This is a genomic window from Microbacterium sp. B35-04 (genome assembly GCF_010634885.1).
Taxonomy (GTDB): Bacteria; Actinomycetota; Actinomycetes; order Actinomycetales; family Microbacteriaceae; genus Microbacterium.
On sequence record NZ_MWLP01000009.1, the window covers coordinates 15,371 to 40,830 of the forward strand.

The window sequence follows — 25,460 nt, forward strand, 5'->3', positions numbered from 1 at the left end:
GACTACCCTTGCACCGCTCGCCGCAGCGGGGGAACCAGGAAGGCGGTCCAGAACCCCAGGTGCACCGCCGTGATCAGCGCGCCCAGACCCCATATCATCCACGCCGCCGTGGTACCCATGAACTGGACCGTGTAAACGAGCGCACCGATTGGCACGGCATTGAACAGCACCACCAGGGGGATCCCGAATGGGAGCAGGCGCCAGACAGGTCGGGTTTCCGCCCTGTCAACCCATTCCTCATAACTCAGCAATCGGTTCTCGCGGGCGACATCTCTGACAATGGGTTTCAGCACGCCGTCGATGTACGTTCCGATGTTCCCGATATTGATGGCGTGGTCGATGAACAGTAGTCCCAAGGAAGGGGTGAGTACCGGCAACAGGAGGAGCAGAAGCGGATCCGCTTTCTGAGCCAGCACGAACCCGGCGACCGCCGTACTAACCGTGGCGCTCAATCCGAGTAAAGTCCACGCCGTGTTGCTTCGCGCGATAATCTCGTCACGCAGCTTTGAGAACTCGGCCAGCGATACCTGCAGCATGGCCGATGGATCGGGCGCCTGGTCCGAGGCTGATGAGGGAAACGAGGTCGTGTCATCCGGAGGCGGTTCGACGGAGGCCGATTCCTTCCCCATATCGGCAATGTAGCGGATAGTGTCAGGTCCGTCGAGGATGCACCCGATGTCCCGGACCGTGTGCACACCCCTCAGCCCGCTCCCTGCCGGTGAACGCCGGCAGGTGCGTCATTGTTCCTCGCGGCGCCGAAGACGTGAGCGCCGACGCGCGTGCGGGACGGCGGGCGCCGGCACCGCGGGACCGACCGTGCCGACGAGCTCCCCGATGCCCTCCACGACCATGCGCACCTCGTCGCCGTGCTGCAGCGGCGGCGGCACGAGCCCGCCGTTGCGGCCCCACAGCTCGCCGAGGCATCCGCCGTTGCCAACCGTCCCGCTGCCCAGCACGTCGCCCGGCACCACGCGAGAATTGCGCGACGCGTAGGCGACGAACTCGGGGAACGGCCAGCCGGCGTTGGACACCAGGTCTTCGCCGATGAGCTCGCCGTTGACGTAGACCTCGGCGCGGATCGCAAGGAAGCCGTCGGCGTCGAGGAAGGGCTCGAGCTCGTCGGCCGTGACGATCCACGGGCCGAGCGCGGTCCCGAAGTCCTTGCCCTTCGCGGGCCCGAGGCGCACCTTCATCTCGCGGCCCTGCAGGTCGCGGGCCGACCAGTCGTTCATGATCGTGTACCCGAAGACGACGGATGCCGCGTCCTCGACGGTCAGGTTGGTCCAGCCGGTCGCCGAGCCATCGGTCGCCGCGTCCGACCCGCCGGTCGCTGAGCTTGTCGAAGCGCCCGCTGCACCGCCGATGACCACCGCGACCTCCAGCTCGAAATCAAGCCGCTGGGTCACCGGTGGATGCAGCACGTCGCCGGGACCGAGGATCGTGTGCGGGTTCGTGAAGTAGAACGTGGGGGCCTCGTACCACTCGTCGGCGACGTGGCTCTTGCCTTCCACCCCCGCGCTCACACCCTCGACGTGCTCCTCGAAGGCGACGAAGTCGCGGACGGATGCCGGCACCAGCGGCGCGAGCAGCCGCACCTCGGCGAGCGAGGCGCCGAGGTCGCCCTGGACGTGCGCGAACGCCGCGTGCGCGGCATCCAGTCCCCCGGCGAGGATCCCGGCGACGGTCAGACCGTCCGGGAAGCCGACGACGCGATCGTCCACGACGAACCCCTCGTCGACGGCACCGTCGTGACTCCAGCGGGCGATTCTCATTCGGGCGCTTCCTCTCGTGCGATGAGCGGATCAGGCATGGCACTCCAGCGGCTGGGCGCCGTTGTACTCGTACATGTCCTGCCAGGCGGCGGGGACGTCGGGCTGCCCGCCCTCCGCTTCGGCGATCGCGCGATGGAGGTTTCCCACGATCCGCTCCTTCTCCGCGAGTCCGGCGAACCGGCCCAGATCGAGCGTGCGCGCCGCCTCGAGCGGCGAGAGCCCGCGAACGCGCGCATCGGCCGCGGCGTCGATCAGGAACCGGAGGTATTCCGCGACGGGAGCGAACAGCTCCGGCCCGCCGACCGGCCCGTGGCCGGGCACGACGATCTCGGGCTTGAGCGACGCCATCTGCTCGAGGGCGCGCAGCCAGCCCACGGGCGATCCCGACAGCGCGAACGGGGTGCCGCCGTGGAAGACCAGGTCGCCGGTGAAGAGCACCCGCTCGGCGGGAAGCCAGACGTACGAATCCCCCGTGGTGTGCGCGGGCGTGCCCGGATGCCGCACCTCGATCCGTCGCCCTTCGGGCGCGATCGTCAGCGCGTCGTCGAACACGAGCGTCGGGATCCGTGGCGCGACATCCCCCTGTACGAACGGCGTGAAGATGTGCGGTGCCAGCCGGTGGGGCGCACGCAGATCGTCGGCGACCCGGCGGTGCGCGACGATCTCGGCATCCGGCAGCAGCGAAGCGCCGTTGCAGTGATCCGGATGGGAGTGGGTGAGCACCACCCGCCGGATCGGCGAGGACGCGACCTGTGCGGCCGCATCGAGGTACGCGCGCGTCCTCGCGGCCGTGGAGGCGACGTCGATGCTCGTCGCACCGCTCGGATCGTCGACCAGCCCGGTGTTGTTGATCATCCACCCGCCGTCGGGCTGGACGTACGCCCAGACTCCTTCCGCGAGCCGCTGCAGCTGCGGGGCATCGGTCATGCGTCGGTCTCCTTCGAGAAGCGCGGCAGCGTCAGGAGGATGACGGTGGCGACCACCATCATGCTGGCGGCCGTGATGAGGGGGATGTCGTAGCTGCCCGTGGCATCGAACGCGAAGCCGGCGGTGACCGGGCCGAAGGCGCTGCCGATCATGAACACGCTGTAGACGATGCTGTAAAGGGTGCCGAAGGCGCGCGGGCCGAAGTAGCGCGAGCTGAGGTACCCCATGAGGTCGATCTCGGCGCCGAATCCGATGCCGATGAGGAGCGCGGTCAGCGGGGCGAAGCTCGGGCCGGCCCACAGCAGGAGGAGGCACCCCAGCGCGGCAGCGAGGAAGAGGGGGACGGCGACATAGGTGGCGTAGAACCGGTCGAAGAGCCAGCCGATCAGCGGCCGGGCGATGACGGTCCCCACTCCGACCAGCGACGACAGGAACGCGGCCCGCACCGGATCGACTCCGGAGTCGATCAGCAGCGGAACGAAGTGGGGCACCATCGTCAACAGCGCCCAGCCGAGCAGGAAGAAGACGACGCACAGGCTCCAGAACGCCCGGTTGCGCAGGGCGGTCGCGACCGTGAGTCCCGGCAGTGTGGAGCGGTCCACCGCCGCGACGGTTGCCGGTGCGCTGAGGCGGGCGAAGAACACGAGGACGAACGGCAGCGCGCCGAGCAGCGCCATCGTGAGGTAGGCCGCGCGCCAGCCGTTGTCGGCGATCACGATGCCCATGAGCGGTGGCAGGAACAGACCGGCCGCGCCGAGCCCGCCGGCGACGATGCCCAGCGCGATGCCGCGGCGACGGTCGAACTTCTCGACGACGGCCTTGGAGTACGTCACGGCCGAGGTTCCGGCGCCCAGGATGCCGGCGAGCGCGTAGAACGCGAGGAAGGTCGCCAGGCTCGTGGTGAACAGGCCGATCATGACGAGCATGAGCACGAAGAGCGGGATCGAGATGATCGCGACGCGCTTGACGCCGAACCGGTCGAGGAATCGGCCGACGAAGGGGAGCGCTGCCGCCAGCCCGAGCGAGCTCATCAGGGACGCGAGGTTGATCTCGCCCCGCCCCCAGCCGAACTCCGCCTGCAGCGGCACGACCATCGTGCCCAGGATGTAGCCCAGCGAGCTGAGGCCCACCGCCGCGCCGAACGTGCTGAACACGAGCGTCGGCCATCCGCGGCGGAACTCGCCGGATGCCTTGGCCTGGGATGGGCTGGGTGACGTGATGGTCTCGGCCATGAGGGTACTGCTTCCTTCAACGGTGAAGTCGGATGCCGCGCGTCCGCGTGCGACGTTCCATGGTTTCAACGGCGTAGTATTCATGCAATCTGCAATCGGGCATGCGTGGTATCCACACCATGGATAGGAAGGCGACGTTGGCGACGTTCGATCTGAACCTGCTGCGTCCGCTCCTGGCGCTGCTCGAAGAGCGGAACGTCACGCGCGCCGCCGAGCGGCTGCATCTGAGCCAGCCCGCCACATCGGCCGCGCTGGGCCGGCTGCGCCGGCACTATGACGACGATCTGCTGGTGCGCGCCGGTCGCACGATGCAGCTCACGCCGTTCGCGCGGGATCTGCTTCCGGCCGTGAGTCGCGCCGTGCGCGAACTGGAGCCGGTGATCGACCGGAAGGAGTCCTTCGATCCCACCCAGACAGAGCGGCGCTTCGTCATCGGTGCGACGGACTACATGACGGCGATCCTTGCGGGGCCCCTGCTGCGGACGTTCTCGGAGATGGCCCCGCGCGCGTCCGTCGATTTCGTTCCGCAGCCGGAGCGCGACGGAACGCTCAGTCCCTACAGTCGGCTGGACGTCATCGTCGGGCCGGTCGGGTTCAACATCCCGGGAGACAGCCAAGTGCTGTTCACCGATGACTTCGTGCTCATCGCCGATCCCGGGAACGCCGCGCTGTCCGCTCCGGAGCCCAGCATCGCCCGCCTGTCGGAGCTGCCGCACGCCATCGCGTACCTGAACGACCCGGACCACGACAACATGCAGGACGTCCTCCGCAAAGCCGGCATCGATCACATCGTCGGCGCGCGGCTGTTCGGTCTCGCCTCGCTTCCGCTGCTCGTGTCGGGCACCGAGATGGTGGCCCTCGTGCCTCGGATGCTGGCCGCGAAAGCGTCGCGCACCCTCCACCTGGCGATCTTCGAGCTGCCCGAGGGAATCACGATTCCGATGAGGGAGTGCGTCTACTGGCACCCCCGCGACGAGGATGACGCAGCCATCGTCTGGCTGCGCGAGGCGCTGATGCGCACCGTCCCCACGCTGTCGCGCGAGCCCAGCGGACCGCTGCCGAAGCGCCTCCGCATGACACCCTGACGATCGGATCAGGCGCCGCCGTCCCCTGCGCGGGAACCGCCCGTGCACCGGGCGTTCCTCATGCCGGCACCTTGGTCGCGAGGAGCGCGTCGGCGTTGCCGCCGAGGATGCGCTGGGTGAGCTCGGCGGGCAGGCCGGCGCCGCGCACGAAGGAGACCGGGTCGTCCAGGCCCATGTCGAAAGGGAAGTCGCTTCCCAGCAGCACGCGGCCCGCGCCGGCCACCTCGACCAGGTGCCGGAGCGCGACCGGGTCGTGCACGACGGTGTCGAACCAGAGCTTCTTCAGGTAGCTCGACGGCTGGTGCACGCAGCCGTGGGCCTCGGGTCGCACACGCCACGCGCGGTCGGATCGGCCGATCGCGAACGGCAGGTAGCCGCCGCCGTGCGCGGCGACGATCTTGAGGCCCGGGTGGCGGTCGAGGACGCCCGCGAAGATCAGGTGCGACAGCGCGACGGCGTTCTCGGTGGGCTGGCCGACGGTGTTCGACAGGTAGAACCGGTCGAGCCGTTCGTCGAGGCTGCAGCCGAACGGGTGCAGGAACACGACGCACCCGAGCTCGGCCGCACGCGCCCAGAACGGCTCGAGTCGTTCGTCCGACAGTTCGACGTCGCCGGCGAACGACGAGATCTCGACGCCGGCGAGCCCCCGCCCGAGCACGGCGTCGTCGAGATACTCGACGATCCGCGACGGATGCTGCAGTGGCACGACTCCGAGCCCGGTGAGCCGGTCGGGTGCCTGCGCGACGTGCTGGGCGATGAGGCGGTTGGTCTCCATGGCCACCCACACCGCAAGACCCTCAGGCGCCCACGGGTAGAAATGGTTCGGGGATACGCTGACCCACTGCCGCTCAACGCCCTGCGCATCCATCGCGGCCAACCGTGCGTTCACGTCGGTGAGCTTCGGGATGCGCGCGCCGACCATCGCCCCGGAGGCCTGCAGGCTCTCGACGCCGTTGCGGCGACGCTCGAGGTCGGCGGCCTCGGCCACGCCCTCCGGCGCCCGCCGCTCCACCTCCGCATGCAGCGCAGGCAGGAGAAGGTGGGCGTGGACATCGGTGACCGCGGTGCCGGTGATCGCTCCGGCTTCGCCGGCGCTCATGCCGGCTGCGCCATCTTCTGTGCGATGCCGAAGATCAGCCCGCCGGCGTCCGCGTCGCGGTTGCCGTCGATCTGCCACTGGCCCAGCTGGACGGATGCCTCCACCACCGCGGTCGCACGCGGCAGCCGTCGTGCGTGGAACTCGTCCCACAGCCCTTGGTCCACGGCGTCGCGCGAGGTGAGCAGCTCGGTCAGCACGAAGGCGTCTTCGAGGCCCTGCGCCGCGCCCTGGGCGATCGTCGGCGGGCACGAGTGCGCGGCATCCCCGATGATGACCACCCGTCCGCGGTTCCACGGCTCGGTCACGATGTGCTGGGTGAACCAGGTGTAGTTCGCGCGCGCTCCCTTCTCGAGGTCGGCGCGGATGGCGTTCCACGGCCCGCCATACGCACGCGACTCCTCGAGCATGATGCGCGTGGCTTCTTCGTCCGAGACGGCGAAGCGGTCCTGCGCGTTCTCGACGAGGAAGGCGTACATCGTGTCGTCGCCGGTCGGCGTGTAGCCAGCGATGTAGACCGGGCCGCCGTAGTACAGCTCGCTGCGCACGACGTCGGCGGGGCGCGAGACGAAGGTGCGCCAGATGCCCATGCCGGTCGGCTGCGGCTTCTCGTCGATGCCGATGAGCTCCCGCACCGTCGAGTGCAGACCGTCCGCGCCGATCACGAGGTCGTACTCCCCCGCGCTCTCGCCGTCGAGGACCACGCTCACGCTGTCGCCGGGGCCGGTCTCCAGCGCCGTCAGCTTCACGCCGAAGCGCACGTGGGCGCCGGCCTTCTCCGCATGGGCCAGCAGGATCTGCGCGAGGGCGGGCCGCGGCATCCCCATCGCCGCCGGATAATCCGGCCCGCCCGTCTTGACGTCCGGGAGCTCGGCGACGATCGGCGCAGCCGGTCCGGGCGCGCGCAGGTTGAGGCCCTCGAAGGGATAGCCGGCAGCGCGGATGTCGTCCCACGCGCCCAGGGCGTCGAAGACCCGCAGGGCGTTGCCCTGCAGCGAGATGCCGGAGCCGAGCGCACTGAGCTCGGGCTTCGCCTCGAAGACGTCGACCTCGACGCCCGCCTTCGCGAGCTGGATGGCGGCGGCGAGGCCGGTGACTCCGGCGCCGATGACGGCGACCTTGCGTACGGCGGTCATATCAGAACCTCTCTGTTCTTCAGGATGGTGTGCGGGTCAGAGGATGGCCACGGGGCGGATCGGCGAGCCGAAGCCCTCGCGGCGGGTGCGCCGGTGAGCCGCCGCGCGCGCGGCGATCTCAGCCTCGGGGTTCCGGCGGTCGAGCTCGGCGGGGTGCTCGGAAGGCGTGCTCACGCGAAGCCTCTTGTGCCTGCGGTCAGCATGTCCCGATTTCGATCGATTGCGGTGGGCTGAACCAATCGGAATCGGGACACGATGGGCAGAAAGTGGGACATCATCGGGCGGCCGCGGGATCGGCGACGGGATCCGCGACGCAGCGGACCACCTGGGTGCCCAGACCGGCGATGGTGCCCGTCATGACATCGCCGTCGCGCAGGAACCGCTTCCAGTGCTGGCCGTTGCCGGCAGGGCTGCCGGTGAGCAGGATGTCGCCCGGCAGCAGGGGCATGGTCTGCGAGGCGCCGGAGATGAGAGCCGGGATGTCGAACAGCAGGTCGCTGGTCGAGGCATCCTGCATCACATCGCCGTTGAGTTCGAGCCGCACGGCGAGGTCCGAGCCGTCGACGAACGGCGCCGGCACGAGGAAGGGTCCGGTGGGCAGGAAGCCGGGCGCGTTCTTCGCGCGGTACCAGTCGGTGCCGATCTCCTTCATGTCCTTGCGGAAGACGAGGTCGCGCGTGGTGATGTCGTTGGCGATGGTGTACCCCGCGACATGGTCGAGCGCCTCCTCGCGAGAGACGCGGAACGCCTCGCGGCCGATCACGACGGCGAGCTCGAGCTCCCAGTCGTGCACCTCGCTGTAGGCCGGCAGCGCGAGCGGCACGTCGTCGCCGACCACGCACGCGGGCAGGCCGATGAAGAAGTACGGCTCACCGTTCGCGGCACGGTCGTCCATCATCTTCGCCGCGGACTCACGCGCCTCCTCGGGCGTGCGATCGCTGTTGTTCGTGAGCCCCGCCGCGACCAGCTCGATCACGTGCTGCCGGTAGTTCGCACCGGTCTGCAGCACCTGTCGCGGCTCGACCGGCGCCGTCAGGGTCACGTCGGCCAGCGGCATCCATCCGCCCTCGGCGTTCTTCGCGAGCGTCGCCAGCCGGTCCCAGTCGGGGGCGGCGAGGAAGGCGTTCAGTCCGGGCGCACCGAGGTCGTCGGAGGCGAGCGGGCGGATGCGGTCGCCGGCCACGAGGCCCAGGCGCACGCCACCCTCCTCCCGGTAGCGGGCGAGGGCGAAGGGGGCTTCGGGTGCGGTCGACGTCGTCGTCATGTCTGCTTCCTGGTGGATCGAATGGTGCGACCGGGGCGGCGCGTTCTGCTGCGCCGCCCCGGTCGGGTCTCAGCCCTGGCCGTGCTTGGCGTAGGGGTTCAAAAGCGCGTCCTTGATCTCGTCGGGCACGCCCTCCTCGGTCGCCGACGGTCCGTCGGCGGGCGGGAACGACTCGGTCATCGACATCGGCATCGTGCTGTTGCGGTAGAAGTTGTTCGAGCCCTGCGACGGCCGCCAGGTGTTCGGCTCCCAGTCCGGCACGTAGTTGCGGTAGCCGCCGGTGTTCAGCTCGATGCGCAGGCTCGAGGGCTCCCGGTAGTACAGGAAGTTCTGCTCGCCGATGCCGTGGATCGACGGGCCGTACTCGATCGGGTAGCCGTTCTCGCCCAGGACGTCGGCGGCGATGAGCAGCTCCTCACGGGTGTCGACCCAGAAGGCGTAGTGGTTGATGCGTCCGGCGCGGCTCGAGCCGTCGAGCACGACGCCGAGGTCGTGCGACTTCTCGTTCGTGGTGAGCACCGAGAACACCGAGATCGGGGCCTCGTCGAGGACCGTGCGCGCCATGATGCGGAAGCCGAGCACGTCGTTGTACCAGGCCGCGAACGCGTCGACGTCGCTGCACGCGATCGTGACGTGGTCGAGCTGGCGCGGCGCGCCGGCGACCTTGCTGCGCCGCGACGGGCGGTCGGGGTAGATCGAGGCGGACTCGCCCGCGAGCGCGTTCGCGTCGGTGGCGTGGTGGCGGGTGACGTCCCAGTGGAGGGTCATCGAGTGACCCCATGGGCCCGTGAAGCGGTACGCGCGGCCGATGTGGGGCACGTCGTCGAGCCACTCGCCTGCGACCCCCGCGGCCTCGATCCGGCGGGCGGCCTCGTCGAGCGCCTCGGCGCTCGAGGTCCGCCAGGCCATCGTGTCGAGGGCCGGCTCGTCGCCGGGCACGACCACGACCGAGTAGGCGTAGTAGTCGCCCCAGCAGCGCAGGTACACGGCGCCGTCGATGCGGTCGACCTCGACGAGGCCGACCTGGTTCTTGTAGAACTCGACGGATGCCTCGACGTCCGGCGACGTGATCGCCACATACGACAGGTGAGACAGGAGTTTGATCATCTTCGATCCCTTCAACGACTTCGGTGTTCCCTGGACCACTCTCGCCGCGGCCAGGTCATCCAGCAACGCGATATCGACTATCCCCTGCATAAATCTCGTGGATACACTGATCCCAGCGTCCCCAACCGAAGGAACACATCGCCGTGTCCGACCGACCGCTGCTCTCCCGCCTCGACCTCAACCTGCTCGTCGCCCTCGACGCGCTCCTCACCGAGCGCAGCGTGACCCGCGCGGCCGAGCGCCTGCACCTCAGTCAGCCCGCGCTGAGCGCGTCCCTCGCCCGCCTGCGCACCCACTTCAACGACCCGATCCTCGCGCGACGCGGCAACACCTACGAGCTGACCCCGTTCGCCCTGCATCTCGCCGACCACACGACGGCGGCGCTGGAGGCCGCGCGCCGGGTGTTCGAGAGCCAGGCGACGTGGTCGCCCGAGGAGTCCACGCGCGAGTTCGCGATCTACGGCTCGGACTACGGCTTCGTGACGGTCGGCAACGTGGTGTCGCGGCTGGCGAAGGAGCGCGCCCCCGGCGTGCGCTTCCGCTTCATGCTGCACAATCCCGCCATCGTGGATGACGCGGCCGCGCGCCTGCGCTCGGTCGACGGCATCATCATCCCGCACGGGCCGCTCTCGGAGCTGCCCTACGCCGACCTCTGGCACGACGACTGGGTGGCCATCGTGGCCGATTCCAACGACGCCGTGGGCGACGTCCTGACCCGTGAGCAGCTGGGCGAACTGCCCTGGGCGATGACGTACCAGTCGCGCTCGGCGTTCACGTCGGCGGCCAGACAGGTGCAGCAGCTCGGCATCGAGCCGCGCATCGAGGTCGTGGTCGAGAGCTTCCTCTCCATGACGCACTTCATCGTCGGCACCTCGCGCGTCGCCATCATCCAGGCTGCCATCGCGCCCATGGCCCTGCGCGCCGGGGGCGTGCGCGTGGTGGGGTTGCCCTTCGACCCGACGCCCCTGACCAATGCGCTGTGGTGGCACCCGGTGCACGGCCGCGATCCCGAACATGCCTGGATGCGCGACCTCTTCGTCGAAGCGGGACGGATCGTGGATGCCGGAGCCCACGTCCCCGACCGCCCGCTGACCTGAGCCACGGCTGAGCCGCGGCGGCGGCCGCGCGGGACCGGCGTCCCGTCCTCCTCGCTCAGTGCGGATCAGCGCACGCCGGCCGCCTCCTCCCCGACGCGGGGCCCGACTGCGGCGCGCCGCGCGGCGAGGGCCGCACCGACCGCGGTGAATACCGTGGCGATCAGCACCACGACGGCCGAGACCGCCATGTTCGACGTCGGCCCGTAGGTCGCGGCGAGCTGACCGCCCGCCCACGAGCCGCCGGCGATCCCGACGTTGAACAGCACAACGATGGATGCGCTCGCGAGGTCGCGCAAGCGATCGGATGCCGCGCGCATGAGCGCCGTCTGGATGAGCGGGAACATCGCGCCGGTGCCCGCGCCCCACAGCGCCAGGGCGACGACCATGACGGGCGTGACATGCGGCAGCAGCGCAAGGGCGGCGTAGGCGGCGACGAAGACGAGGAGGGTCGCGCTCAGCGCCGTCCGCGGGAACCGGTCGGCGAGGGTGCCGGCGACCGCCACGCCGGCCATCCCGGCTGCGCCGAAGACGAACAGCAGCACGCTCGCCCAGCCGTCGGCGATCCCCGCCGACTCTGCGAGGTACGGCCGGATGTAGACGAAGGCGAGGAACTGCGCGAGGCCGATGAGCAGGCCCGCGAACCCGAAGGCGAGGAGAGGCGGGAGGGAGCGGTCGTTCCGGAGCGGCGCGCGCTCGGCCGCCGGCACCGGGGCCACGACCGATCGGGGCAGCCTGCGGTACACGACGACCGCGAGCAGCAGCATCCCGATGCCCATCGCCGCGAACGAGACGCGCCAGCTGGTCAGCTGCGCCAGAGCGGTCGCGACCGGGAGGCCCAGGACGGTGGCCGCCGTGCCGCCGCCCGTGACGAGCGCCAGCCCGCGCCCCAGCTGCACGCCCGACAGCAGCGAAGACGCGTACACGATCACGATCGCCCAGAACACGCCGTGCGCGATGGCGGCCACCACCCGCGTGCCGAATGCGAACTCGTAGCTCGGAGAGAACGCCGTGGCCACGTTCGCCAGCGCGAACACGGCGAGCGAGGTCGCCACCACGACGCGGCGGTCGATACGGCGGGTGGCGCGGGTCAGCGGAATGCTCGTGCCGATCACGACGAGGGCCCACACCGACACCAGCAGCCCGATGCGCAGCGGGTCGACGCCCAGATCGGCGGCCATCTCGGGCATGAGTCCGGCGGGCAGCGACTCTGCGGTGACGGTGACGAAGACGCCGAGTGAGAGCAGGAGCAGCGGGCCGAGGGGGAACCGCTCGGCCGTGGGGGAACGAGTGGCGAGGGTGGACGTGGTCATGCACCGAGGCTAAACTTTGACATCAATGTCAATGTCAAGCTTTCGTGCCACACGAATCGATCCGAGAGGCAGGACAGCGTGAAGATCGGCGAACTGGCGGAGCGCACCGGCATCCCGCCGAGGATGCTGCGGTACTACGAAGAGCAGGGTCTGCTGGCGTCCGAGCGGTCGGCGAACGGCTATCGCTCGTACGACGAGGCGGACGTCGAGCGTGCCACCCGCGCACGCGGGCTCGTGCAGGCGGGCCTCACGACGCGGCTCGCGAAGGTCGTGCTCGACGTCGAGCGGCAGTGCGCGATGGCAGCACCGACGTGCTCGCGGGAGCTGGCCGAGATGCTCGCGACCGAGCTGGCCGCCCTCGATGAGCGCCTCGCCTGCCTCACGAAGAGCCGCGACGCCGTCGCCGAGTACCTCGAACTCACCCGCAACGGCGACCTGCTGCGCGGCGGGGTGGCGGCGTAGCGGCATCCTTCCCGCCGTCGCGACGCCCGACGTCTGGCTCAGGGCTCGAGGGTAAGAGATGCCGCGATGGGCGGGATCTGCTCGCGCAGGCGCATGACCTCGCGCACGTGCTCCTGCAGGCGCACATCCTCGGGCAGCGCCGGGGTCCACTGCGGAACCGGCCGAGCGACGCCATCGGCGCCGGGCACGACGAACACGCTCAGGCACTGGGTCGTCAGCATGCGCTCCGCCGGCGTGCGAGGATCGGCCGTCCACACCTGCGTGCTCAGGTGCATGCTGTGCCGGCTGGTGTGGACGATGCGCGCGTCCACATCCACGAGGTGCCCGATGACGACGGGCGCGAGGAAGTGGATGCCGCCGGAGTAGACACCGACCGCCCCGCTGGCGTCGGCGTCCGCCGGCTCGAGTGCCGAGGAACGAGGAGTGCCGAGACCGTCCTTCGCCCACGCCGCAGCGCACGCGTAGCCGGCCTCGTCGATCCACCGCATGACGGTGCCGCCGTGAGCCTTGCCGCCGAAGTTCACGACGCCCGGCGGGGCGAGGAAGCGGAGCGTGGTGCGCGGCGCCCCCGACGCGTCCGTGTACTCCTGCGCCAGCATGAGCCGCTTGATCTCGGCGCGCGACTCGATCCGTTCGAGCGCACCGTCGGCGAGCTTGTGATCCGACCGCGAGACCGGCTCCCACGCGGGCACCTCGGTCGGCCGGCCGTCCTCGCCCTTCGCGACGAAGACCAGGATGCACGTCGTCGCCGGTGTGTAGGCGCGCTCATTCACCCGCGCCGACGAGACGGTGACCACCACGTGCATGCTCGTGCGGCCGGTGTACACGATGCGCGCCTGCACCTCGATGAGGCTTCCCGGGGCGATCGCCCGTCGATGGCGGACATTCCCGACGTACGCGGTGACGCAGTAGGCGCCCGCCCAGCCGACCGCGCACGCGTAGCCGGCCTTGTCGATCCACTCCATGACGCTTCCGGCGGCGACGGATCGTCCGCCGGCGGCGGTGTCGGAGGGGACCGCCATGAACCGCAGCGTGATCCGGTCGTCACGACCCGCTGCACGGGTGGGCGTGGCGGCGTTCATGCCGTCAGGGTATTGGCCGCCGCATCCGCTTGTCGCCTGGGGACCTGCGGATCCGGCGCCAAGAAGCGGCGATCCTTCGCACAGGGCAGAATCGAACGGTGCCCGCCTCACCCAACCTGAAGCCCGACCACGCGTGCCTCATCGTGCACGGCAGCGACCGGCCCGGAATCGTGGCCGCCGTCTCGGCGATGATCACGCGCATCGGCGGCAACATCGTCGCGTTCGACCAGTACTCCGACGACCCCACCGGCGGGGCGTACTTCCAGCGCGTGGTGTTCCACCGCCCGGGCTTCGCCGCCGACCGTCCCGCCATCGAGGCCGAGATCGCGCAGACGCTCGCCGGATTCGAGCTCGAGTGGTCGCTCACCGATCAATCGGTGCCCAAGCGCATGGCGATCCTGGCCTCGAAGCAGGACCATTGCCTGCTCGACCTGCTGTGGCGTCACCGCCGCGGCGACCTGCCCGTCACGATCCCGATGGTGATCTCGAACCACACCAACTCAGCCGAGGATGTCCGCTCGTTCGGGGTGCCGTTCTTCCACGTGCCGGGCGTTCCCGGGCCCGACAAGTCGGCCTCCGAGGCGAAGATCCTGGAGCTGCTCAGGGGCAACGTCGATGTCGTCGTGCTCGCGCGCTACATGCAGATCCTGTCGGGCGACTTCCTGTCGCAGCTGGGCGTGCCCGTGATCAACATCCACCACTCGTTCCTGCCCGCCTTCATCGGCGCGGAGCCGTACAAGAAGGCCAAGGAGCGCGGCGTCAAGCTCATCGGCGCGACGTCCCACTACGTCACCGACGACCTCGACGAGGGTCCGATCATCGAGCAGGACACCGTGCGGGTCACCCACGCCGACTCCGCCGCCGAGCTCGCCCGTCGCGGCGCCGACGTCGAGCGCCAGGTGCTCTCGCGCGCCGTGCTGTGGCACGCCGAGGACCGCGTCATCCGCCACGGCAACCACACGATCGTGTTCTGAGGCGTTGCGCTTCCCGCCCCGCGGTTGCAGCGATCAGACCAGGCGCAGCTCGGCGTCGATGGCCGCCGCGGTCCGCTGCAGCGGCGGCAGGTACTGCGCCACGACGTGATCGACGCTGTCGCGGGTCGCGCTGGTCGAGACGTTGACCGCCGCGACCACGTCCCCGCGGCGATCGTGCAGCGGCACGGCCACCGAGCGCAGGCCGGGCTCGAGTTCGCCGTCCACCAGCGCCCAGCCCTGCTCGGCCACCCGTGCCAGCTCGTCGCGCAGCGCGCCGGGGCTCGTCAGGGTGCGGTCGGTGAAGGCGGGGAGTGCGGATGCCGCGAGCAGCGCGTCGCGCTCGGCAGCCGGCATCCCGGCCAGCAGCACGCGTCCCATGGACGTCGCGAAGGCGGGGAACCTCGTGCCGATCGTGATGCGCACGCTCATGATGCGGCGCGTCGGCACGCGCGCGATGTACACGATCTCCTCGCCGTCGAGGACGGCCGCCGACACGCTCTCGTCGACCTCGCGCGACAGCCGCTCGAGATGCGGCTGCACGATTTCGGGGATCGACAGCGCTGACAGGTAGCTGAAGCCCAGTTCGAGCACCCGCGGGGTGAGCGCGAATGTGCGACCGACGCCCGACCCGTTCGCCGGGACGGTTGACGCGCGCACGTAGCCGAGCTCTTCCAGTGTGCGCAGGAACCGGCCCGCCGCGGCACGGGTGATCCCGGCTCCTCGCGCGACCTCGCTCAGCGTGAGTTCGGGATGCTCCGCGTCGAACGCGCGGATGACTGCGAGCCCGCGCACGAGCGACTGGACGGTGTCGGAGCGCGGCGACGCGTCCGTGGGAGAGGCCTCGGCAGCGTCGCTCATTCGCCGTACTCCTCGAGGGCGGAGCGGACGTCGGTGCGCGAGAAGTCGTCGCCCACGAAAAGCAACGGCTCGTCCGCCGCGGAGGCGAGCGCGTAGCTGTACGCGTCGGCCAAGTTGAGTCGCGCCGGATGCCGCGAGCCCCTCCCATAATCACGGTAGGCGTCAGCGGCGATGTCCGCGTGCGCTTCATCGAATGCGACGATCTCGACATCGGCCTGGGCGAGGAGTGCGTGCAGCCGACGCAGCCCGATGGGTCCGATACTCGAGGTCACGACGATCCGCGTCTCGACGAGGACGGGCGCCGACATCCGCGCCGGATACGTCAGCAGCAGACGGAGCAGGCGCTCGTGCCCGTGCTCGCGCTTCAGAACGGCGACGACGGCCGAGGTGTCGACGATCACCGGGGAAGGCCCAAGTCGTCGTACATCTCATCTTGTGCTCGCGCCAACGCCCGCCATTGAGCGGGCGTCGTCTCCGCGTGCAGTTCATCGAGGATCCGCTCCACCGCCGCACGCCGTCGTTCGATCTCAGTGGAGGAGAACTTCGGTGCAGGGCGATGGCCTCGCGCCGTCGCATCCGTCCGGAGCTCGTCCAGGCGCCGGCGTACCGCATCTTCCACGGCACTCGTCTGACTCATGCCGGTGAGCTCGGCGAGCTCGCGCACGAGCGCGTGCGTGCGCTCGTTCTTGATGTTCAGACTCATCCGCCGATTCTACCCTGGTAGAGCCTCCCGATCTACCCGTCTACCCGTGCTTCTCAGCGCGAGACTTCACAGATGCCATCGAATTCGAGCTGAGAGTGTGCATTCGTGAAGTTTCGACCAGCGGCGCGCGTCAACGCTCCAGCACGACGGCGAGGCCCTGCCCGACGCCGATGCAGATGGCGGCGACGGCCACCCCGCCGCCGCGCCGACGCAGCTCGTGCGCGGCGTGGCCGATGATGCGCCCGCCCGAGGCGCCGAGCGGGTGGCCGATCGCCAGTGCGCCGCCGTGCACGTTGAGCTTGTCGGGATCGAGCTCGGGCCAGCCGGCCAGGCACGCGAGCGACTGCGACGCGAACGCCTCGTTGAGCTCGACGAAGTCGACGTCCGCCCAGGTGCGACCGGCGCGCGCCAGCGCCTTGTTCGCGGCTTCGATCGGCGCGATCGGGAACTGGTCGGGGTCGACGCCGTGAGCGGCCCGCGCGGTGATGCGGGCGAGCGGCTCGCCGGGCAGCGCACCCTCGCGGGCGAGGAGCACGGCGGACGCACCGTCGTTGATCGGCGACGAGTTGCCGGCCGTCACCGTTCCCTCGCCGTCGGCGGCGAACAGCGCCTTCAGCCCCGCGAGCTTCTCGACCGAGGTGTCGTCGCGGATGCCCTCGTCGCGGGCGAGCTCCGCCCCTGGCACCTGCACGATCTCGCCGTCGTAATGCCCTGCCGCCCATGCCTCGGCGGCGAGCCGGTGCGAGCGCACGGCGAACTCGTCCTGCGCCTCGCGCGAGATGCCCCACTCGCGCGCGATGAGCTCGGCGGACTCGCCGTTCGAGATCGTCCACTGCTTCGGCAGCTTCGGGTTGGTCATGCGCCACCCGATCGACGTGTTCCACATCGTCTGGTTGCCCACGCTCGGCCACGGCCGCGGGGACTTCTCGACGACATACGGCGCGCGGCTCATCGACTCGACGCCGCCCGCGAGCACGATGTCGGTGTCGCCGGCCTCGATCGCACGGGATCCCTGGATCACCGCCTCGACAGACGAGGCGCACAGCCGGTTCACCGTGACGCCCGTGACGGATGTCGGAAACCCCGCCAGCAGCGCACCCATGCGCGCGACGTTGCGGTTGTCTTCGCCTGCCTGGTTCGCATCGCCGAAGATGACGTCGTCGATCCGGGCCGGGTCGAGGCCGGTGCGCTCGACCGTCGCCTTCATCACGATCGCGGCGAGGTCGTCGGGCCGCACGCCCGACAGGGCACCGCCGGCGCGCCCGAACGGCGTGCGGACGGCGTCATAGATGTGGGTCGCCATGTCAGTTCTCCTCCCGGATGCTGCGGGTCGCGGCATCCGCTGTCTCCGATGCATCGGTCAGTTCCAGTCCGGTGAGCTCGGCGAGGAGCTCGACGGTGTTGTCGCCGAACGCCTCCCGCACCGCGAAGCCGTCGGGAGTGACGTCGAAGACGGCGTGGTCGGTGTACACGCGGGTGACGCACCCGACGCCGGTGAGCGGATACGTGCACGCCTCGACGAGCTTGGACTCCCCGGTCTTGGTGAGCAGGTCGGTCATGACGTAGACGTTCTTCGCGCCGATCGCGAGGTCCATCGCGCCGCCCACGGCGGGGATGGCGCCGGGCGCCCCCGTCGACCAGTTGGCGAGGTCGCCCGCCTGCGACACCTGGAACGCACCGAGCACGCACACGTCGAGGTGACCGCCGCGCATCATGCCGAACGAGTCGGCGTGGTGGAAGTACGCGGATCCGGCGAGCGCGGTGACCGGCTGCTTGCCGGCGTTGATGAGGTCGGGGTCGACCTCGCCGGCGGCCGGTGACGGCCCCATTCCGAGCATCCCGTTCTCGGTGTGGAGGATGATCTCCTGGTCGTGCGGCAGGTAGTCGGCGACGAGCGTCGGGGCCCCGATGCCGAGGTTGACGTAGGAGCCCTCGGGGATGTCCTGCGCGATGCGCGCCGCGAGCTGCTGGCGCGTGATGCGCGTGGCGGGCGTCGTGGACTCTGTGGCGCTCACTGGTCGCCCTCCGCTCCGGTCGCTGAGGCTGTCGACGCGTCCGCGAGGGCGCGCCCTTCGATGTCCACGCCTCCGACGAAGGCGCCGTCACGCAGCCACGCGCGCTCCCCCACGGCGACCACGCGGTCGACGAAGATGCCCGGCGTGACCACCGTCTCGGGGTCGAGCGACCCGAGCGGCACGATCTCGTCGACCTGCACGATCGTGGTCGAGGCGGCGGCGGCCATGATCGGACCGAAGTTGCGCGCCGTCTCTCGGTAGATCAGGTTGCCCCAGCGGTCGGCCCGGTACGCGCCCACCAGCGCGACATCCGCCTTGATCGGGTACTCGAGCGCATAGGTGCGCCCGTCGATCTCGCGGAGCTCCTTGCCGTCGGCGAGCTGGGTGCCGACGCCGGTCGGCGAGAAGAACGCCCCGATGCCCGCGCCCGCTGCCCGGATGCGCTCGGCGAGATTGCCCTGCGGCACCAGCTCGAGCTCGATCTCACCGGCCCGGTACAAGTCGTCGAACACCCACGAGTCGTGCTGACGGGGAAAGGAGCACACGATCTTTCGCACGCGCTTCTTGGCGAGGAGGGCTGCCAGCCCCGTGTCGCCGTTGCCCGCGTTGTTGTTGATGATCGTGAGGTCGCCGGCACCCTGCGCGATGAGGGCGTCGATCAGCTCCACGGGCTGCCCGGCGCGCCCGAAGCCGCCGATCATGATGACCGCTCCATCACGGATGCCGGCCACGGCGTCCTCGACGGAGCCCGCGGTCTTATCGATCATGCGATCCCCTCTTGTTCGCTCTGCGAACAGTCGTCCGTTGTGCGGCCAGTCTACCGCACCACGCCCGGGTGCGGTATCCGTTCGCGTGTCACGAAACGTGGCAACGGGCACGCCCGTAGCCGCGCGTCGTGACAGCCGAACCCGACGCCGCCGGAGAGAGACGCGGAGGCCGCACCCGGGTCGGGGTGCGGCCTCTCTGTGACTGCGGCGATCTGCGTTGGTCAGCGCCGATCGCGGTCGCCCAGGAACTCGCCGGGCTTCGTCGGCACGAAGGCGGATCCGCTCTCGTCCAGCGACGCCGCGAGGCGGTTCATGAGCTCGGCCGACTGACCACCCCAGTGTCCGCTCTCGACGCGGTCCATCAGCGTCTCGATGCCGGCCGCGATCTCGGCCGGCGTGAAGACGCAGTGCCCGACGTGGTCGACGAAGTACTGACGGAGCAGGTTCTGGTCGCCCGCCGCGCGGACGTCCTCGGCGTACTCCTGCTCGACCTGCACCGGGGCGAGGATGTCGTCGAGCGTGTGGAGCGACAGCACGGGCATCTGCAGATCGCCGGTGAGACCCGACGACGCGCGCAGCGTCTCGACAGATCCCGGGTCTGCGGCGACGTCGGCTGTCTGCGTCAGCGCTGCGAGGTCGGCCTTCAGGTCCAGACCGGCCTGCCGGTACAGCTCCTGGACGAGCGTGCGGTCCGCGGACTGCGCGAAGAGCTTCGCGTAGTCGACGCCGACGTTCCACGTCGCGTTGCCACCCGCGGTCGACTCGATGTCGAAGCGCCCCGGCGTGACGAACCCGATGGTGTCGACCAGCTGCTCGTAGAGCGACTGCTGCGCGACGGTGGGATCGGAGGGCGCGTCCGCCGCGAGCACGCCGTCCGAGAGGTGGAACAGGGCGGCGGCGAGGGCGATCCGCGCACGCCCCTCGGGCGTCTGCTGGCCGGCCTCGACCGCCGCAGTCAGTGCCGACGATGCCGCGAACGCATCGGGAAGCGTGGCGTAGCCCTCGATGTCGATCTCCTGCGCGGGGGCCAGCAGCTGGTCGATCGCGTGCGCACCGTCGAGCTGGTAGTTGTTCAGGTCGACGCCGCCCTCCATCAGCCCGCAGGTGGGCATCGCGCCCTCGATGACGTCGCCCGCGGATTCGGCGATCCGGCCGGTGACGAGGCCGCCCATGGAAGTGCCGTACGCCAGGATGTGGTCGGGATCGAGGCCGGTCTCATCGAGCATCGCGTCGAGCGACTGCAGCTGGTCGTCAACGGCGGTGGGAACCGCCCATCCGCTCGCGGCGTACGACGAGCCGACGAGCGCGTAGCCCTGCTCGAGCAGCAGCGCCTTCGTCGCCTCATTGGGAGCGACGGATGCCGGGTTCCCGGGGACGAACGAGGGCCGGTAGCCGTGACTGTAGAGCAGCACGGTGCCGTTCCAGTCCGAGGGAACCGAGGCGAGCCAGGTCGTTCCCGTGGGGAGCGAGCCGGAGTAATCGACCGGGGCGGCTGCGACGGCGGGCGGGGCGACGAGACCAGCGGAGAGCAGCGCGCCGGCGGCGACCGCTGCGACTCCGAGGACGCGGGTGCGTACGTGCGGGGACATGGGGGGTCCTTCCGTTGTCATCATCGACAGGGACTCCGACATCGGCGACGGAGCTAGGACCAATTATCAAGTTTCCTGATGATGAGTCAATGGGTCAGGGCGATTGCTCGAGCGCGCGCCGAGCATCCTGCAGCCATCGGCCGAGCGCCGAGCGCTCCGTCGACGACAGTCCGGCGAACGCCTCGGCCTCGATGCGGTCGACGTCACTCCGGCATGCGGCCAGCAGCGCGGTGCCCGCCGCAGTGAGCGAGATCGTCATGCGCCGGCGGTTGTCGGCGTCGCGCACGCGCTCGATCAACCCGGCCTCGCCCAGGGCGCGCACGATCCCCTCCATCGCCTGCGCCGACACGAACGCGTGCCGGGCGAGCTGAGCGGAGCTCATACCGGGATGCTGCTCCAGCACCGTGAGCGCCGTGTACTGGGTCACGGTGATGCCGTGGGGTCGCACGACGGCATCGAGGCGCCCGCGGACCGCCAGTTCGACCTGCTTCACCTGATAGAGGATGCGGGGCGCGTGCTCGGCCGTCATGCGGTCCCCGGGTCCGTCATGCGATGAAGCATAGGGGGTCCCACGGGGGACCGACGTCTCGCGCAGTGCCGCGGCATCCGTTCGCGGGTCACGAAACGTGCCTTCATGCCGGGCGTAGGGGCGTGTCGTGACACGCGAACGAGCAACGACCAGCGCGGTATCCCTTCGCGGTCGCGAAAGGTGTCTTCATGCGGGCGCAGCGGCGTGTCGTGCCATGCGAACGGTCAGGCGGACTCGGCGAAGACCTCACTCGCGATGCGGAACGCGGTGTTGGCGGCGGGGACCCCGCAATACAGGCCGGCCTGCAGGATCACCTCCTTGATCTCGTCGACGGTCAGCCCGTTGCGCAGCGCCGCCCGCAGGTGCATCGCGAGCTCTTCGTGGTGCCCGAGCGCGATGAGCGCCGTGAGCACCGCCACCGACCGAGATCGCCGATCGAGACCCGGCCGCGACCAGACATCGCCCCACGCGACGCGGGTGATGAAGTCCTGGAAGTCGGCGGTGAGCTCGGTCGTGCCGGCGACGGCCCGGTCGACGTGCGCGTCCGACAGCACCTCTCGCCGCACGGCCATCCCCTGGTCGTAGCGCTCCTCGTCGGTGAGGCCCTCCCCCTCCGGGCGGCTCATGCGGCACGCTCCCGGGCGACGGTGTCGAAGAACGCGCGCAGCGCCGCGGCCGTCGCCGCCGGGTCGTCCGCAGGAGGCAGGTGCGCGGCATCCGCGATCCCGGTCGCCTCGCCGTGCTGCACCCCGTCGGCGATCTCGCGAGCGGATGCCTCGGGCGTGACGCCGTCGTGATCGCCCCACACCGCGAGCACCGGGGTGGCGATCTCGCCGAGCCGGTCGCGCACGTCGAAGGCGGCGAGCGTTTCGCAGCACAGTGCGTAGCTCTCGTCGTCGGTGTCCTGCAGGACGTGCAGCATGCGCCCGGTCAGGTCGGGATCTCGCGCGATGGTGCCCGGCGCGAACCAGCGCTGCGCCGACCCGACGACGAGGCTCGACGTGCTCTGCGCCCGCACCTGCGCGGCCCGGTCATGCCAGCCCTGCGGCGCGCCGATCGCCGCGCCGGAGCACAGGATGGCTGCCGCGCCGATCCGCTCACCGTGGCGCAGCAGTAGCTCGAGGCCGACGCACCCGCCCAGGGACACGCCGGCGTAGAGGATCGGGCCGTCGACCGCCGCGGCGACGGCATCGGCGAGGTCTGCCATCGTGAACGGCTCCGTCGCCGCCGGCGCGGCGCCGTGGCCCGGCAGGTCCCAGGCGACGACGCGATAGTGCTCGGCGAGCGCCGGGATCACCCGCTCCCACAGCATCGTCGAGGTGCCGAGCGACGGGCCGAGCACGAGCGTCGGCGCGCCGGCGCCTGCGCCGCTTCCGGCGCCCGAGCCGCTACCGGTGCCTGAGCCGCTACCGGTGCCTGCGCCGCTTCCGGCGCCTGAGCCGCTCCCAGCGCCTGCGCTTGTCGAAGGGCCCACGGGCGCGCTGACGGCGATGGCGGGAAGGGTCACGGGTTCTCCTCCTGGTCCGGAAGCGGGGTTGGGGGCGCGTCACGTCCGTTCGGGGCGTGCGCCGCGCGCCCCGAACGCCCGTCGTGCGCCCCGAACCGGGGACCGACGTCGGCGCCGGTCCGGCCGGAGGGCCTGACCGAGTCGTCGACGAGGGCTCCGGCGAGGCCGGTGTAGTTCGCGGGGTCGAGCAGGTCGGCGACGAACGCCCCGGGCGTGGCACCGAGCTCGGCGGCGAGCGCGGCGATCTCGGGCGTGCCGGCGAGCGTCGACGCCAGGTCGCCGCCCGCGGCGGCATCCGACACCAGCCGCGAGACGCGCTGCGCGCCGAGCGCCGGGCCGAGCACGAGCGAGAGCCGCTCCGCCACGATGAGTCCGCCCGTCGCGGCCAGGTTCCGCGCCACGGCGTCGGTGTCGACGTGCACGTCGGCCACGAGCGCAGCGGCGTTCGCCGTCGCACCCAGCGCCAGCCGCAGGAGTTCCCGGAGCGTCGGCCATTCCGCGTGCCAGGCGCCGTCGGGCCGCTCGTCGGCGGCCAGCGCCGAGGCGAGGTGCAGCGTCGCGCCAAGCTGCGGTGCACGCAGCGCGGCCGAGCGGATGAGCACGGATGCCGCGGGGTTGCGCTTCTGCGGCATCGCCGACGACCCGCCGCCCGAGCCCTCGGCCAGCTCGCCGATCTCGGTGCGGCTGAGGGTGGCGACATCCCCCGCGATCTTGCCCATCGCATCGATCGCCTGCACGAGCGCGTCGCCGAGCTCGGTGACCGGCCAGCGCGTCGTGTGCCAGGGCGCGTCGGGCGCCGCGAGTCCGAGCTCGCGCGCGAACGCGGCGGGAAGGTCGGCCGCCACCCGCGGCCCGGCGATCTGGGCGAACGACGCCAGCGTTCCCGCCGCGCCGCCCAGCTGCGCCGGAAGCCGGTGCTCCACCGCTGCGACACGCTCCTTGGCACGCGCGACGCCCCGCAGCCACCCTGCGGCGCGCAGGCCCACGGTCGTCGGGACCGCGTGCTGCGTCAGCGTGCGCGCCGCCGCCACCTCGTCGCGCCGGGAGCGGGCCAGCGATCGCAGCGAGACCTCGGTGTGCGCGAGCGCGGCGACGACCTTGCTGGTCGCGGTGCGGGCGAGCAGCATCAGGGCGGTGTCGACGATGTCCTGGCTCGTCGCGCCGCGGTGCACCCAGGTGCGGGCGTCGTCCGACACCCGCTCCTTCAGTCGCGCGACCAGCGGGATGACGGGATTCCCGCCGGACACGGATGCCGCAGCCAGCGCTGTCAGATCCACGCCGTGCTCGGGGCATCCACGCAGTCCGCCCTGCCAGCCGAACTCCGTCTCGATCTCGTCCACCGCGTCCGCCGGCGCGATGCCGACCTCGCGATAGGCCCTGGCCAGCGCGACCTCGGCGGTGACCAGCGCGTCGAGGTACGCGGCATCCGTCACCGTCTCGTCGTGACCCACGGTCACCGGCGAGAGCAGGCCCTCATCGAGTGGGGGCCGGTCACGGTCAGAAGGCAAGGAACACGGTCTCCTTCTCGCCCTGCAGGTGGATGTCGTGGTGCAGGTTGCCATCGGGCAGGCGCGTCGCGATGAGCGTAGCGCGCTCGTCATCGTCGAGCGAGGACAGCAGCGGATCGGCGGCGAGGAGTTCCTCGTGCTCGGGCAGGTAGACCCGGGTCACGAGCTTGTCGGGCAGGCCCCGGGCGAAGACGACCACCGAGTAGAACGGGGCGCCGCCGTCGACCGGGCCGGGGTTGCGGGTCCAGAACTCGTAGCGGCCGACATCCGTCGTCGCGGCGCGGCCGAAGCCGGTGAACGAGTGGTCGTCGCGGCGGAACGCGCCGTGCGCGCGCGGGATGTCGCCGTTCTCGTCGGCGCTCCAGATCTCGACGACCGCGTCGGGGATCGGCGCACCGCCGCCGTCGAACACCGTGCCGCCGAGCACGATGGCGCCGGGGCTGTGCGGGAAGACCACCTCGTGCTTCTTCGGATAGTCCAGGCCGAAGGCGAAGAACGGACCCACCGTCTGCCCGCCGGTGGCCTCATGGGTCTTCGGACCCAGGTCGCGCTTCACGCGCGCGCCCTGCTGGTCGAGCTCGTCGGCGGCCATCAGTGCTCTCCTTCTTCGGGCTCGAACCAGGTGGCGTCGGGGCCGTCGACGACGATGTCGAAGCGGTAGCCCATCGAGAACTCCGGAACCGACAGGTCGTGGTCGTACAGCCCGATGAGCCGGTCGCGGTCCTTCTGCCGCCAGATGGTGTTGTAGATCGGGTCGAGCGGAAACAGCGGGTCGCCTGGGAAGTACATCTGCGTCACGAGGCGCTGCGTGAATCCCGAGCCGAAGATCGAGAAGTGGATGTGCGCCGGACGCCACGCGTTCACGTGGTTCTTCCACGGGTAGGCGCCGGGCTTGATCGTCGTGAACTTGTAGAAACCGTCGTCGTCGGTGACGGTGCGGCCGGCGCCGGTGAAGTTCGGGTCGAGGGGTGCGGGATGCTGGTCGCGCTGGTGGATGTACCGGCCAGCGGCATTCGCCTGCCAGAGCTCGACGAGCTGGTTGCGGACCGGCCGGCCCCAGGAGTCGAGCACGCGGCCCTCGACGGTCATCCGCTCACCCTGCGGCTCGCCGAGGTGCTGCAGCGTCAGGTCGGACTCGATCGCGGCGACATCGCGCTGACCGAAGGCCGGCGACCACAGCTCGATGGTCTCGGGGTCGACGAGCTTGGGGTTCTTCGTCGGGTGGCGCAGCAGGGTCGAGCGGTACGGCGGGAAGTCGTGCAGGCTCATGTTGAGCCTCTCCCCCGCCTTCTCTCGGCGCGCGGCGGCGGCGTGGTAGTCGACGATCTCCTGAGTGATCTCGCGCTGCGTCAGCTGGTCGGGCGACGCCAGCAGCGACTCGGGCGCTGCCGCGTTCAGGCTTCCGCCGGCGGGCGGCGCTGCGGCGTGCTGCTCGAGCAC

28 protein-coding genes are annotated in these 25,460 nt (G+C 70.6%); 4 read left to right on the top strand and 24 right to left on the bottom strand.

Going from position 1 to position 25,460, the window contains the following annotated elements:
- Positions 1 to 2 precede the first annotated feature (2 nt).
- The 4 genes from B1729_RS02575 to B1729_RS02590 all read right to left on the bottom strand — a co-directional run bounded on the left by B1729_RS02575 (position 3) and on the right by B1729_RS02590 (position 3,931).
- A complete protein-coding gene (locus B1729_RS02575) occupies positions 3 to 629 on the bottom strand; it encodes a hypothetical protein (protein ID WP_163630547.1) in 627 nt (208 codons plus the stop codon).
- A 108-nt stretch (positions 630 to 737) separates the two neighbouring features.
- Positions 738 to 1,772: a fumarylacetoacetate hydrolase family protein gene (locus B1729_RS02580; RefSeq protein WP_163630549.1), complete on the bottom strand. Its 1,035-nt coding sequence runs from the start codon at positions 1,770 to 1,772 to the stop codon at positions 738 to 740.
- A 30-nt stretch (positions 1,773 to 1,802) separates the two neighbouring features.
- Positions 1,803 to 2,699 (bottom strand): MBL fold metallo-hydrolase, encoded by an 897-nt coding sequence (locus B1729_RS02585; protein WP_163630551.1) that lies wholly within the window; start codon positions 2,697 to 2,699, stop codon positions 1,803 to 1,805.
- A complete protein-coding gene (locus B1729_RS02590; RefSeq protein ID WP_163616903.1) occupies positions 2,696 to 3,931 on the bottom strand; it encodes an MFS transporter in 1,236 nt (411 codons plus the stop codon). The genes B1729_RS02585 and B1729_RS02590 overlap by 4 nt, the downstream gene beginning before the upstream one ends.
- A gap of 137 nt (positions 3,932 to 4,068) precedes the next feature.
- Here B1729_RS02590 and B1729_RS02595 point away from each other — a divergent pair, with 137 nt between their 5' ends.
- Positions 4,069 to 5,016, top strand: coding sequence for a LysR family transcriptional regulator (locus B1729_RS02595; RefSeq protein WP_163630553.1), 948 nt, complete (start codon positions 4,069 to 4,071; stop codon positions 5,014 to 5,016).
- Between the two features lie 58 nt (positions 5,017 to 5,074).
- Here the strand turns inward: B1729_RS02595 and B1729_RS02600 are convergent, their stop codons facing one another.
- The 5 genes from B1729_RS02600 to B1729_RS02620 all read right to left on the bottom strand — a co-directional run bounded on the left by B1729_RS02600 (position 5,075) and on the right by B1729_RS02620 (position 9,619).
- Positions 5,075 to 6,115 carry an amidohydrolase family protein gene (locus B1729_RS02600; RefSeq protein WP_163630555.1) on the bottom strand — a complete coding sequence of 347 codons (1,041 nt, stop codon included), beginning with the start codon at positions 6,113 to 6,115 and terminating at the stop codon, positions 5,075 to 5,077.
- Positions 6,112 to 7,248, bottom strand: a complete 1,137-nt coding sequence (locus tag B1729_RS02605; protein ID WP_163630557.1) for an FAD-dependent oxidoreductase — start codon at positions 7,246 to 7,248, stop codon at positions 6,112 to 6,114. Before B1729_RS02605 ends, B1729_RS02600 begins: the two co-directional genes overlap by 4 nt.
- 36 nt (positions 7,249 to 7,284) lie before the next feature.
- Positions 7,285 to 7,422, bottom strand: coding sequence for a hypothetical protein (locus tag B1729_RS02610; RefSeq protein ID WP_163630524.1), 138 nt, complete (start codon positions 7,420 to 7,422; stop codon positions 7,285 to 7,287).
- 100 nt (positions 7,423 to 7,522) lie between these two features.
- Positions 7,523 to 8,512 carry a fumarylacetoacetate hydrolase family protein gene (locus B1729_RS02615; protein ID WP_163616899.1) on the bottom strand — a complete coding sequence of 330 codons (990 nt, stop codon included), beginning with the start codon at positions 8,510 to 8,512 and terminating at the stop codon, positions 7,523 to 7,525.
- A gap of 69 nt (positions 8,513 to 8,581) precedes the next feature.
- Positions 8,582 to 9,619: a VOC family protein gene (locus tag B1729_RS02620; protein WP_163630559.1), complete on the bottom strand. Its 1,038-nt coding sequence runs from the start codon at positions 9,617 to 9,619 to the stop codon at positions 8,582 to 8,584.
- 143 nt (positions 9,620 to 9,762) lie between these two features.
- Between B1729_RS02620 and B1729_RS02625 the strand changes: the two genes are divergently transcribed.
- Positions 9,763 to 10,716 carry a LysR family transcriptional regulator gene (locus B1729_RS02625; RefSeq protein WP_163630560.1) on the top strand — a complete coding sequence of 318 codons (954 nt, stop codon included), beginning with the start codon at positions 9,763 to 9,765 and terminating at the stop codon, positions 10,714 to 10,716.
- 65 nt (positions 10,717 to 10,781) lie between these two features.
- Here the strand turns inward: B1729_RS02625 and B1729_RS02630 are convergent, their stop codons facing one another.
- Entirely contained in the window at positions 10,782 to 12,026 is a 1,245-nt protein-coding gene (locus B1729_RS02630; RefSeq protein WP_163630562.1) for an MFS transporter, read from the bottom strand.
- Between the two features lie 78 nt (positions 12,027 to 12,104).
- On the opposite strand from B1729_RS02630, the gene B1729_RS02635 reads away from it, so the two are divergent.
- The gene (locus B1729_RS02635) at positions 12,105 to 12,488 is read left to right on the top strand and encodes a MerR family transcriptional regulator (protein WP_163616895.1); all 384 of its coding nucleotides are present in this window, start codon (positions 12,105 to 12,107) and stop codon (positions 12,486 to 12,488) included.
- 38 nt (positions 12,489 to 12,526) lie between these two features.
- On the opposite strand, the gene B1729_RS02640 is transcribed toward B1729_RS02635, so the two are convergent.
- On the bottom strand, positions 12,527 to 13,570 hold the full coding sequence (locus B1729_RS02640) for a hotdog domain-containing protein (RefSeq protein ID WP_163630564.1): 1,044 nt from the start codon (positions 13,568 to 13,570) through the stop codon (positions 12,527 to 12,529).
- 98 nt (positions 13,571 to 13,668) lie between these two features.
- On the opposite strand from B1729_RS02640, the gene purU reads away from it, so the two are divergent.
- Positions 13,669 to 14,544, top strand: coding sequence for a formyltetrahydrofolate deformylase (gene purU, locus B1729_RS02645; protein ID WP_163630566.1), 876 nt, complete (start codon positions 13,669 to 13,671; stop codon positions 14,542 to 14,544).
- A 33-nt stretch (positions 14,545 to 14,577) separates the two neighbouring features.
- Here purU and B1729_RS02650 read toward each other — a convergent pair whose 3' ends face one another.
- The 13 genes from B1729_RS02650 to pcaH form a co-directional block, all read right to left on the bottom strand.
- Positions 14,578 to 15,402 carry an IclR family transcriptional regulator C-terminal domain-containing protein gene (locus B1729_RS02650; protein ID WP_163630568.1) on the bottom strand — a complete coding sequence of 275 codons (825 nt, stop codon included), beginning with the start codon at positions 15,400 to 15,402 and terminating at the stop codon, positions 14,578 to 14,580.
- Entirely contained in the window at positions 15,399 to 15,803 is a 405-nt protein-coding gene (locus B1729_RS02655) for a type II toxin-antitoxin system VapC family toxin (protein WP_163630570.1), read from the bottom strand. Before B1729_RS02655 ends, B1729_RS02650 begins: the two co-directional genes overlap by 4 nt.
- Positions 15,800 to 16,105 (bottom strand): type II toxin-antitoxin system VapB family antitoxin, encoded by a 306-nt coding sequence (locus B1729_RS02660; protein WP_163630572.1) that lies wholly within the window; start codon positions 16,103 to 16,105, stop codon positions 15,800 to 15,802. The genes B1729_RS02655 and B1729_RS02660 overlap by 4 nt, the downstream gene beginning before the upstream one ends.
- A 130-nt stretch (positions 16,106 to 16,235) precedes the next feature.
- The gene (locus tag B1729_RS02665) at positions 16,236 to 17,408 is read right to left on the bottom strand and encodes a thiolase family protein (RefSeq protein ID WP_163630574.1); all 1,173 of its coding nucleotides are present in this window, start codon (positions 17,406 to 17,408) and stop codon (positions 16,236 to 16,238) included.
- A gap of 1 nt (position 17,409) precedes the next feature.
- A complete protein-coding gene (locus tag B1729_RS02670; protein WP_163630576.1) occupies positions 17,410 to 18,120 on the bottom strand; it encodes a 3-oxoacid CoA-transferase subunit B in 711 nt (236 codons plus the stop codon).
- On the bottom strand, positions 18,117 to 18,887 hold the full coding sequence (locus B1729_RS02675) for a 3-oxoacid CoA-transferase subunit A (RefSeq protein WP_163630578.1): 771 nt from the start codon (positions 18,885 to 18,887) through the stop codon (positions 18,117 to 18,119). Before B1729_RS02675 ends, B1729_RS02670 begins: the two co-directional genes overlap by 4 nt.
- 221 nt (positions 18,888 to 19,108) lie before the next feature.
- A complete protein-coding gene (locus B1729_RS02680; protein ID WP_163630580.1) occupies positions 19,109 to 20,476 on the bottom strand; it encodes a prolyl oligopeptidase family serine peptidase in 1,368 nt (455 codons plus the stop codon).
- A 94-nt stretch (positions 20,477 to 20,570) separates the two neighbouring features.
- Positions 20,571 to 21,005, bottom strand: coding sequence for a MarR family transcriptional regulator (locus B1729_RS02685; protein ID WP_163616884.1), 435 nt, complete (start codon positions 21,003 to 21,005; stop codon positions 20,571 to 20,573).
- Between the two features lie 224 nt (positions 21,006 to 21,229).
- Positions 21,230 to 21,631, bottom strand: a complete 402-nt coding sequence (gene pcaC / locus B1729_RS02690; protein ID WP_163616882.1) for a 4-carboxymuconolactone decarboxylase — start codon at positions 21,629 to 21,631, stop codon at positions 21,230 to 21,232.
- The gene (locus tag B1729_RS02695; RefSeq protein WP_345770801.1) at positions 21,628 to 22,512 is read right to left on the bottom strand and encodes an alpha/beta fold hydrolase; all 885 of its coding nucleotides are present in this window, start codon (positions 22,510 to 22,512) and stop codon (positions 21,628 to 21,630) included. The genes pcaC and B1729_RS02695 overlap by 4 nt, the downstream gene beginning before the upstream one ends.
- Entirely contained in the window at positions 22,509 to 24,020 is a 1,512-nt protein-coding gene (locus tag B1729_RS02700) for a lyase family protein (RefSeq protein ID WP_239539337.1), read from the bottom strand. Before B1729_RS02700 ends, B1729_RS02695 begins: the two co-directional genes overlap by 4 nt.
- A complete protein-coding gene (gene pcaG / locus B1729_RS02705) occupies positions 24,010 to 24,612 on the bottom strand; it encodes a protocatechuate 3,4-dioxygenase subunit alpha (protein ID WP_163616878.1) in 603 nt (200 codons plus the stop codon). Before pcaG ends, B1729_RS02700 begins: the two co-directional genes overlap by 11 nt.
- A complete protein-coding gene (gene pcaH, locus B1729_RS02710; protein ID WP_239539340.1) occupies positions 24,612 to 25,460 on the bottom strand; it encodes a protocatechuate 3,4-dioxygenase subunit beta in 849 nt (282 codons plus the stop codon). The genes pcaG and pcaH overlap by 1 nt, the downstream gene beginning before the upstream one ends.